The sequence below is a fragment of the Niallia sp. genome, from assembly GCF_031978665.1.
Taxonomy (GTDB): Bacteria; Bacillota; Bacilli; order Bacillales; family Cytobacillaceae; genus Niallia.
Genome location: NZ_DALZDK010000069.1, coordinates 1 through 8,773, shown reverse-complemented (window position 1 = coordinate 8,773; position 8,773 = coordinate 1). Strand labels below are relative to the sequence as shown.

Annotated in this window: 9 protein-coding genes; 6 read left to right on the top strand and 3 right to left on the bottom strand. The window is 34.6% G+C overall.

Annotated features, from left to right (window positions below):
• Positions 1-32 precede the first annotated feature (32 nt).
• Entirely contained in the window at positions 33-509 is a 477-nt protein-coding gene (locus RTL21_RS22910) for an alpha/beta hydrolase (protein ID WP_312099456.1), read from the bottom strand.
• Positions 510-593: 84 nt separating this feature from the next.
• Here RTL21_RS22910 and RTL21_RS22905 point away from each other — a divergent pair, with 84 nt between their 5' ends.
• From RTL21_RS22905 to RTL21_RS22885, 5 genes are all read left to right on the top strand, one after another.
• Positions 594-2,249, top strand: a complete 1,656-nt coding sequence (locus RTL21_RS22905; protein WP_312099455.1) for an ABC transporter substrate-binding protein — start codon at positions 594-596, stop codon at positions 2,247-2,249.
• A 103-nt stretch (positions 2,250-2,352) separates the two neighbouring features.
• Entirely contained in the window at positions 2,353-3,309 is a 957-nt protein-coding gene (locus RTL21_RS22900; protein WP_312099453.1) for an iron-hydroxamate ABC transporter substrate-binding protein, read from the top strand.
• 229 nt (positions 3,310-3,538) lie between these two features.
• Complete coding sequence (locus tag RTL21_RS22895) at positions 3,539-4,552, top strand: FecCD family ABC transporter permease (protein WP_312099451.1); 1,014 nt, start codon at positions 3,539-3,541, stop codon at positions 4,550-4,552.
• Positions 4,545-5,570 (top strand): FecCD family ABC transporter permease, encoded by a 1,026-nt coding sequence (locus tag RTL21_RS22890; RefSeq protein WP_312099449.1) that lies wholly within the window; start codon positions 4,545-4,547, stop codon positions 5,568-5,570. The genes RTL21_RS22895 and RTL21_RS22890 overlap by 8 nt, the downstream gene beginning before the upstream one ends.
• A gap of 147 nt (positions 5,571-5,717) precedes the next feature.
• Positions 5,718-6,464: an alpha/beta hydrolase gene (locus RTL21_RS22885; protein WP_312099447.1), complete on the top strand. Its 747-nt coding sequence runs from the start codon at positions 5,718-5,720 to the stop codon at positions 6,462-6,464.
• 35 nt (positions 6,465-6,499) lie between these two features.
• Here the strand turns inward: RTL21_RS22885 and RTL21_RS22880 are convergent, their stop codons facing one another.
• Complete coding sequence (locus tag RTL21_RS22880) at positions 6,500-6,700, bottom strand: alpha/beta-type small acid-soluble spore protein (RefSeq protein WP_312099458.1); 201 nt, start codon at positions 6,698-6,700, stop codon at positions 6,500-6,502.
• Between the two features lie 325 nt (positions 6,701-7,025).
• Between RTL21_RS22880 and RTL21_RS22875 the strand changes: the two genes are divergently transcribed.
• Positions 7,026-7,268 carry a hypothetical protein gene (locus tag RTL21_RS22875; protein ID WP_312099445.1) on the top strand — a complete coding sequence of 81 codons (243 nt, stop codon included), beginning with the start codon at positions 7,026-7,028 and terminating at the stop codon, positions 7,266-7,268.
• A gap of 130 nt (positions 7,269-7,398) precedes the next feature.
• Here RTL21_RS22875 and RTL21_RS22870 read toward each other — a convergent pair whose 3' ends face one another.
• On the bottom strand, positions 7,399-8,496 hold the full coding sequence (locus RTL21_RS22870) for an ABC transporter ATP-binding protein (RefSeq protein WP_312099443.1): 1,098 nt from the start codon (positions 8,494-8,496) through the stop codon (positions 7,399-7,401).
• Positions 8,497-8,773: the final 277 nt, after the last annotated feature.

The following is an 8,773-nucleotide window of genomic DNA, read 5'->3' as shown; positions in this document are numbered from 1 at the left end:
TATGGTATCATAGGCTTTTTATAAAATGTCCTTTACAAAGGGTACACTTTAGAATGACCAACAATCATTTGCTTTTTTTTGTTTATAGGAATGTTCTGCTCCACAATCGGTTTTAATTTTTCCTCTAAAAAGGATAGAAAATTTTCGCCACCGCCATGAGGATGCCATTGTGTTCCAGTAGGATTTTTGGGAAGCTTCGTTTGATCAGAATCAAACGTAAAGTCTAGATATCTTTCCTTGCTATACGGTTCAGTAGTTTCATAGCCTATTCCAATTAGTACAGCAGGATGCATTTCTGTTTTTTTTGGTGTTTTAGTCTGTAAACGAATATTTTCTACGAAACTTCCAAAGTTAGCGTTCCCATCTAAAAGATAAATGACGGGAAAACCCTTTTCAGGTGTTGGAATATTCGGGGTATAAACAAAAATTTTATATAGTCTATTTTCATTACTTGGACATGTCCAAATTTCTGTATTTGGAATATAAAAGTTCTCTTTCGATTTAATCAAAAGGGCATCGCCACCTATTTCTTTGTATATAATATTTTGGTAAAATAAATGATAATGATTATCAATATTAATTAGGTGAGTATATTGTACATAGAAAAAGAGGAAATAACAAGAGAGGAATATGAGATGCTTGCTAAATGGGAAACTTTTGAAATAAGCTATTGCCGGATAGAAAGATTATATGAAAAAAAGCTAGATAGAATTTTATCGACTAGTAATATATTTATTTATATTACTAGTGGTGAAGGTTTGTTATCTATTGATATAGATACCTTTCTATTCAGCAAAGGGGATCTATTGTTTATTCCAGCAGAGTGTACGTATCATCTGCAATTTAAAGATACTAGCTATGTTGATTATTATTTTCTGCAATTTCAGCTGTATCAGTTCCAGGAGTTAAGTGAAGATACGTATAAAAGAATGAAAATAAAAAAAGACAGCAATGTCCTAAAATCGTTTGTTTTACAGTCAGATGATAAGGTTCAAACGATGATGAATGAGCTGTTAAAGCTAGAACGCGAAGAATTAGCGAGTAATCATTTTCTAAAAAAGGCAAAAGCCGCCATGATTTTTCACTATTTTATGATAAATCAACATCAAAACGATCCAAAGGATACAATGATTGCTATTGAAGAAACAAAAAAATATATAGAGAATCATTATGCGGATACAATTTCTACCGCTTTTTTAGCAAAGATGGCCCGGTTAAGCCCAAAATACTATGCACAGCTTTTTAAGAAAGAGTACGGTATTGGAGTACATGATTTTCTTACAGAAATTCGAATAGGAAAAGCGAAGGAATTGCTAGTTAAAACCTCCAATAGCTTACGAGCAATTTCTGCAAGCGTTGGTTATGCGGATGAATTTTATTTAAGCAGAGTATTTAAGAAGATAGTAGGAGTACCTCCAACTAAATACAGAAAGAAGAGAGAGCTGAAGATTGCATCTTATGATTTTTCTACAACTGGACATTTACTTGCACTCCATATCATTCCATATGCAGCACCACTTCACCCTAAATGGACCAGATATTATTACCAGTGTTTTCGTGATGACATTCTTATACATTTAAATGCCTATAAGATTCATTCGGAATGGGAAAGTAATATACAGAAATTGTCTAAAGACAAACCAGATAAAATAATAGCAAAGGATGATATTTCAGACAAAGAGAAGCAAGCACTTGAAAGAATTGCTCCTGTCTACTATTATCAATGCAAAAATCAGAGCTGGAAAAGTCAATTACTTGAGATAGCAACATACATAAATTGCAAAATGGATGCAGAGAAATTTCTAAAAATATATGAAGATAAGCTAAAGAGAACGAAGGGGATTTTACAGAAGCAATTGGAGGAGGAGGAAGTCTTAGTAGTAAGTCTTTTTAAAAATACGTTAGTTCTTAATCGTTCCCAAACAGCTATTGATATTGTTTATCAGGATTTTGGATTTGCTTCTGCACAGCCAAAAGAAGACATTCAATTAAGTGAAACAATTACACTTTCCTATTTAGTAAGCTTAAATCCGACCTATTTATTTTTAAATATTCGACAGGATATTGAGACAATTAACTTTTGGGAAAAACTGAAATGCTCGAAGGAGTGGAATAGGATAACAGCTGTAAAAAATAAAAAGGTTTCCTTTATCCAGTCCGATCCATGGCATGAGTATTCTGCTAGTTCCCATTTAAGAGTGCTTAACAATATCCAAGAATTGATGGTGGAAAAAGTACAAACATATTAATGGAGATTGTCCATGTCCTTTTTGGAGCCTTTTTCAGTATAATTCTAATTGATAAAGGTTATCAATCTCAATTAGGATTAAATATAGAAGGGAAAGAAAGTAAATGAAAAGGAATCTATTTTTTATCTTCTTAGCGGCTTTTTTATTATTAACAGCTTGTAGTGAAACAGGGGAGCAAAATGCATCCACTACTAAAAAGGATAACAAGGAAGAGGAACAAAGCTCGAATCAAGAAATTACTTATTTAGGTGAAAAATATGAAATACCTACAAAAGTAGAAACAATCGTAACAGCTAGCCAAGAGGCAATGGAAGATGCTGCAATCCTTGGCATCAAACCCGCAGGAGCAATAGCAACAGCAGGAGAATTTCCTGCTTATTTAGGTGATTCTATGTCAGAAGCAGAGCAAATTGGTGAAAAAACACAACCGAGTGTGGAAAAGTTATTACAAATTAAACCAGATGTAATTCTAGGAACAAGCAAATTTCAGCCAGAAGTTGCAGAAAGTTTAAATAAAGTAGCACCAATGATTCCAGTATCTCATATTTCAACGAACTGGAAGGATAATCTCCTATTATTAGGTCAATTATCTAACGAAACAGAAAAGGCAGAGTCTATCATAGCGGATTATGATAAAAATGTTGCCGAGACGAAAGAAAACCTTCAAGCAAAGCTTTCTGGGAAAAAAGTGGTGATGCTGAGATTAAGAGGTGGAAGCTTATACATTTATCCGGAAACAGTATATTTTAATCCCGTTCTATACACAGATCTAGGACTAGATGTTCCAGACGAGGTAAAAGCAGCAAAAGCACAAGAAATGATTTCATTAGAAAAATTAGCGGAAATGAATCCAGATTACTTATTTATTCAATTTGAGGAATCGGAAAATGCCGAGAGTCCAACAGCCTTAGCAGATTTGGAGAGTAATTCTATCTGGAAAAGTTTAGATGCAGTCAAAAATAATCAAGTTTATGAAAATGTTGTCGATCCAATGGCAGCAGGCGGGACTGCATGGAGTAAAACAACCTTCCTGACAGCCTTTGCTGAATTATTTAAATAAAAAACAAGTAAATGAATGGAAAGTAATGTAATCTTGCAGTGATGAACTTATCCACTATCTAAATTTCTTGTCATTTTCAGGTAGTGGTCTGTTTGCCTGTTGCTGCGGGTAATAGCAAGAAAGTTTTCGAAAAACAGCCATTAATTTATATAGGGAGACTGGGAAAGTGCTTATAAATAATTTTTGTCATTTTGGGATTTACAGGCAGCTAGGTTAGAGGATGTCAAATATGGAGAGAGGGAAAGTACGAGCTTATGCCATTATATATAGTTCTCCTTTTTTATGTATAATCGTTATTCTTTTATCTATTTCACTAGGTACAATGAATATTAGCTTTAAAGAAATATACAACGCATTTTTTTTATATGATTCAGAAAATGTACAGCAAATTATCATTCGTACAGCAAGATTTCCAAGAGCGGTAGGAACATTGTTAATAGGTGGCCTTTTGGCAATGTCAGGTGCCATGATGCAAGGGATGACAAGAAATTATTTAGCATCTCCTTCTATAATGGGAGTCTCTGATGGTGCGGCGTTCATGATAACGTTAGCCTTTGTATTTTTACCAAATATGACTTCGTTTCAAATGGTAGCTATATCTTTTCTGGGATCTGCTCTAGGTGTCTTTCTTGTAATAGGTTTAGCTTCCGTTGTGAAAAATGGATTTTCTCCTCTAAGACTTGCGATTATTGGTACGGTTTTTGGGTCTTTTTTAAGCAGCTTATCTTCTGCGATTGCCTCCTATTTTCAAGTATCTCAAAATATGAGCTTTTGGTATAATGCTCGCTTGCATCAGCTTAATAATGAGTTATTGCTTTTATGTATTCCTTTAGCAATTGTCGGCATTATTATGGCGCTATCTCTTTCTAAATCGATTGCCATATTATCATTAGGTAAAGAAATTGCTACATCGCTTGGCCAGAGAACGGTCATTATTCAACTATTAACGATGGTGGCTGTAGTCGTGATGACAGGCATTTCTGTCTCATTAGCAGGGAAAATTGGGTTTGTTGGCTTAATTATTCCACATATTACAAGAATGATTGTTGGTGTTGACTATAAAAAAATAATCCCTTGCTCTGGAATATTAGGGGGTCTATTTTTAGTTATTTGTGATACTTTGAGTCGTTTCATCAACTATCCTTTTGAATCGCCAATTGGTATTGTAACGGCATTCTTAGGTGTTCCTTTCTTCTTATATTTAATTAAAACAAAGGGAGGAGGGAATAATCAGCGTGGATAAGGAGAAAAAAAGAACCTATTTATCTCTGTGTGTGTTGATTTGTTTCATCGTGCTGGTTACTTTTATCAGTTTATCTAATGGAGAATATATTTTATCTTTTCAAGACATAGTAAAGAGTATTTTTCGGTATCATCCAGCTGGCGATACGGATCTTGTTTTATTTCAATTTAGGCTGCCAAGAATTATTTTAGCTATTTTAGTTGGATTTGGATTAGGAATAGCAGGTTCGATATTACAGAGCATAACGAAGAATGGTCTCGCTGATCCTGGGATTTTAGGAATCAACAGTGGGGCTGGAGCTGCGATTGTTGCCTATATGTTTTTCTTTCAGGGCATGTTAAATATGAATGTGGATAGCCTATGGATTGTTTTAACGATACCGCTTATCGGATTGTTTGGTGGGTTTATTGCAGCTCTTATTATTTTCTTTTTGGCAAAGGACAGAGAAAGACTGGATTCACAAAAACTCATTTTAACGGGAATAGCCATTAATTCTGGCTGTGGTTCCTTAGCTATGTATATGTCCTTAAAAATGAAAGCACAGGATTTTGAAATGGCGGCTGTGTGGCTAAACGGAAGTATTTATAATGCCAATTGGCAATTTATCCTTTCTATCTTGCCATGGTTTTTATTAATTATCCCCCTTATTATTCGAAGAGCATATTCACTTGATTTATTTCAATTACAGGAAACAGTAATGATTGGTCTTGGAGTGAAAGTGGAAAAAGAAAAATGGCTGCTATTATTATGTGCTGTTGGCATCATTGGAGCATGTGTATCTGTTTCGGGAAGCATTGGATTTATTGGCTTAATGTCTCCCCATCTAGCAAGGCTTCTTGTAGGTCGAAAGCATCGGAACTCTCTTATCGTTTGCGGATTGATTGGCAGTCTCTTTATGCTGATAGCAGATTTTATCGGCAGAACAATTGTGGCACCAGCAGAAATCTCAGCTGGAATAATCTTAAGTATTATTGGAGCACCCTATTTTGTATACTTGTTAGTAAAAACAAGAGTTTAGTTTTTGTTATTTTAGGCTGTTTTCGCTGGGCTGTTGTTTTCAAAGTATTATTTGAAATGGAGATTCTGAATGAGTTGTAGCATATAACTTCATAAAAAATCTAGTATGCGAAAATATCCTATTTAATATAGGAAGTAGGAAAAGTAGATGAAGGGAAATCTAATAGAGGCGAATATACAGACTCGGTCTTTAAGTATATATTTGCCTCCCTCTTATCATAAATTAGCAAGCAGGTACCCAGTAATCTATGTCCACGATGGTGGATATCTTTTTCATTCTGTTATAAGTCAATTGGAGGAATTATTTTGTTCCTATGCAGTAGAAGAAGTAATTCTAGTTGGCATCGAACCAATTGATCGACTTGCGGAGTATACGCCTTGGTTTTCGCCTAGTCTTAGTCCTGTTTTTCCGTCTTTTAATGGAAAAGGAAGAGATTACTTGACCTTTATTATTCAAACGATTAAGCCATATATCGATACTCACTTTCTTACCAAAGCAGATTGCTATAACACTGGGATGGTGGGAGCCTCCTTAGGAGGATTAATATCTATCTATGCGATGTATGAATTTGGTGAATATTTTTCTAAATTCGGTCTTATTTCTCCATCCTTATGGTATCCGGACATGCTTTCATTTGTGCAAGAAAATGAAGTTGTTACAGAGAAAACTGTTTTTTTGTATATCGGGGAAGAAGAGGGGAAGAGGAAGAAAAATATCCAAAGAGATATGGTAAAGAATGTTTTAATCGCAAATGAAGTTTTTGCAGAAAAGCTGAAAAAGGAAGATTATCAATTTGTTCTTGGAAAGAATGCGGAGCATAAACAAGAATACTTTATTCATCAGTTTTTAAATGGGGTAAAGTGGTTATATTCAAAAAAAAGCAAGCCCTCCTAAATAGGAGGGCTTTTAGCCATTATATAAAATTGTGATTAACCTTGAAATCCACCTAGTTGCTTTTCAGCCATTTGTACTAAGCGTTTTGTAATTTCTCCACCAACAGATCCGTTAGCGCGAGAAGTAGTTTCTGCACCTAGGTTTACACCAAATTCAGATGCAATTTCGTATTTCATTTGGTCTAGAGCTTGAGATACTCCTGGTACTAATAGTTGATTTGAAGAATTGTTTGCCATTGTGTTCCAGCTCCTTCTAGTTGTTTTTTTGGTTGGGTTAACTGGAATTGCACCAGTTTGTAAGAAATCTCTTACTACCACTTGGTATAACCCAATAATTAGAGTTAACAATTTGCTATGTTGTTATTGCTTTGGTTGCTGCTTGTACTATTATTATGGTTGAATTTCTAGTTCTTATTCTACAAAAAAAGAAGGGAATTAATTCCTTTTATTTCAGCTGGATAGTTTCTAATTTCAATACAGAAACTAAAAGCAGTTAAAGTGAAACTTCCATTAGTTTGGAGATTACTTTCCGTTTATGTGAATAAAGGGAGGTGGATATAAATTGGGATCTATATGTCCTATTTGTAATGGCATGGAAAGCTTAGAAAGGACTTGTACCAGTTGTGGGTATCAAGTGGAAGATAAGGGAAGAGTGATGGACTATTATGATGATTATAGTGCCTATATGCCAATTGATCAAATGAAGCTAGAAGATGGCTATCAAGATTTATCTGCACATTTATGTCCTCATATTGTACATTGTCCCCATTGTGGACAAGAAGAAATTTTATTCATAAAGGAATAAAGATAGTAGTAAAATGAATTTTCAACAAAGGCTGCGGATAATAGCGACAAACTTTACGGGAAAAAACATTAACAAATAAAGCTTACCTTTCGCAAGGTAAGCTTTAAAATCAAACTATTCAACTAGTTAATTAACGAATACGAAGTTCTGATTCTTTGTCGAAGAAATGACCTTTATTCATATCAAATGCTAATTTTACTGATTGGCCAGCTTGAAGATCTGCTCTTGAATCTAAACGAGCAACAAATTCTTTACCAGATAGAGTAGAGTATACAAGGCTTTCTGCACCTGTTAATTCAAATACTTCTACTTTTGCATCAAAGCTTGTATTTTCTGAACTACTTATGAATACTAATTCATCATGGATATCTTCTGGACGAACACCGAAGATAACTTCTTTTCCAATATAATTTTGTTCACGCAATGTTTTTAATTTTCCTTCAGGAATGATGAAAGAAGTATCGCCGATTACTAATTTATTGTCGGCTACTTTTCCTTCAAAGAAGTTCATTGCTGGTGAACCAATGAATCCGCCTACGAAAACATTTTCAGGTTTTTCGTAAACTTCTTTTGGAGCACCTACTTGTTGGATAATACCATCCTTCATAACAACAAGTCTTGAAGCCATTGTCATCGCTTCTGTTTGGTCATGCGTTACATAGATAGTAGTCGTTTGCAGTCTTTGGTGAAGCTTTGAAATTTCAGCACGCATTTGAACACGTAATTTAGCATCTAAGTTTGATAACGGCTCATCCATTAAGAATACTTTTGCATCACGGACAATGGCACGGCCTAGTGCAACCCTTTGACGTTGTCCACCGGATAATGCTTTTGGTTTTCTCTTTAAGTATTCTTCTAAGCCTAGAATTCTTGCAGCGTTATTTACTCTTTCTTCAATTTCCGCTTTAGGGAATTTACGAAGTTTTAAACCAAATGCCATATTATCATAAACTGTCATATGTGGATATAATGCATAGTTTTGGAAAACCATCGCGATGTCACGATCTTTTGGAGCTACATCGTTGACACGTAAATCATCAATAAAGAAATCACCTTTTGAAATATCTTCAAGACCTGCAATCATACGAAGAGTTGTGGACTTACCGCAACCTGAAGGACCAACAAAGACGATAAATTCTTTATCTTGAATGTGTAAATTAAAATCTCTAACCGCTTCTACTTTTTCGTCATAAATTTTATAAATATTCTTTAACACTAGTTCTGCCATTTTGTTTTCCCCCTACTATTTGATAGTTATACTTTATCATTTTTGATACCGTTTTCATACTGGCGAAATGCATGAAAAACGCTTACATGATTTTGAGCAAAATGCCTAAGAACTTGTATAATAAGGAAAATTGGTGCTTTCTCTAGCTAAGATCTATTTATTTTGTTCAATCATTTTTGGATTTAGAAGAGTTGAGGCAAAAGAAAAAAAGCCAAAGAGGGCTTAAAATGTACCCTATAGAGTAGACACTAAAAAAAAGTCTACCTGTAGGGTACTT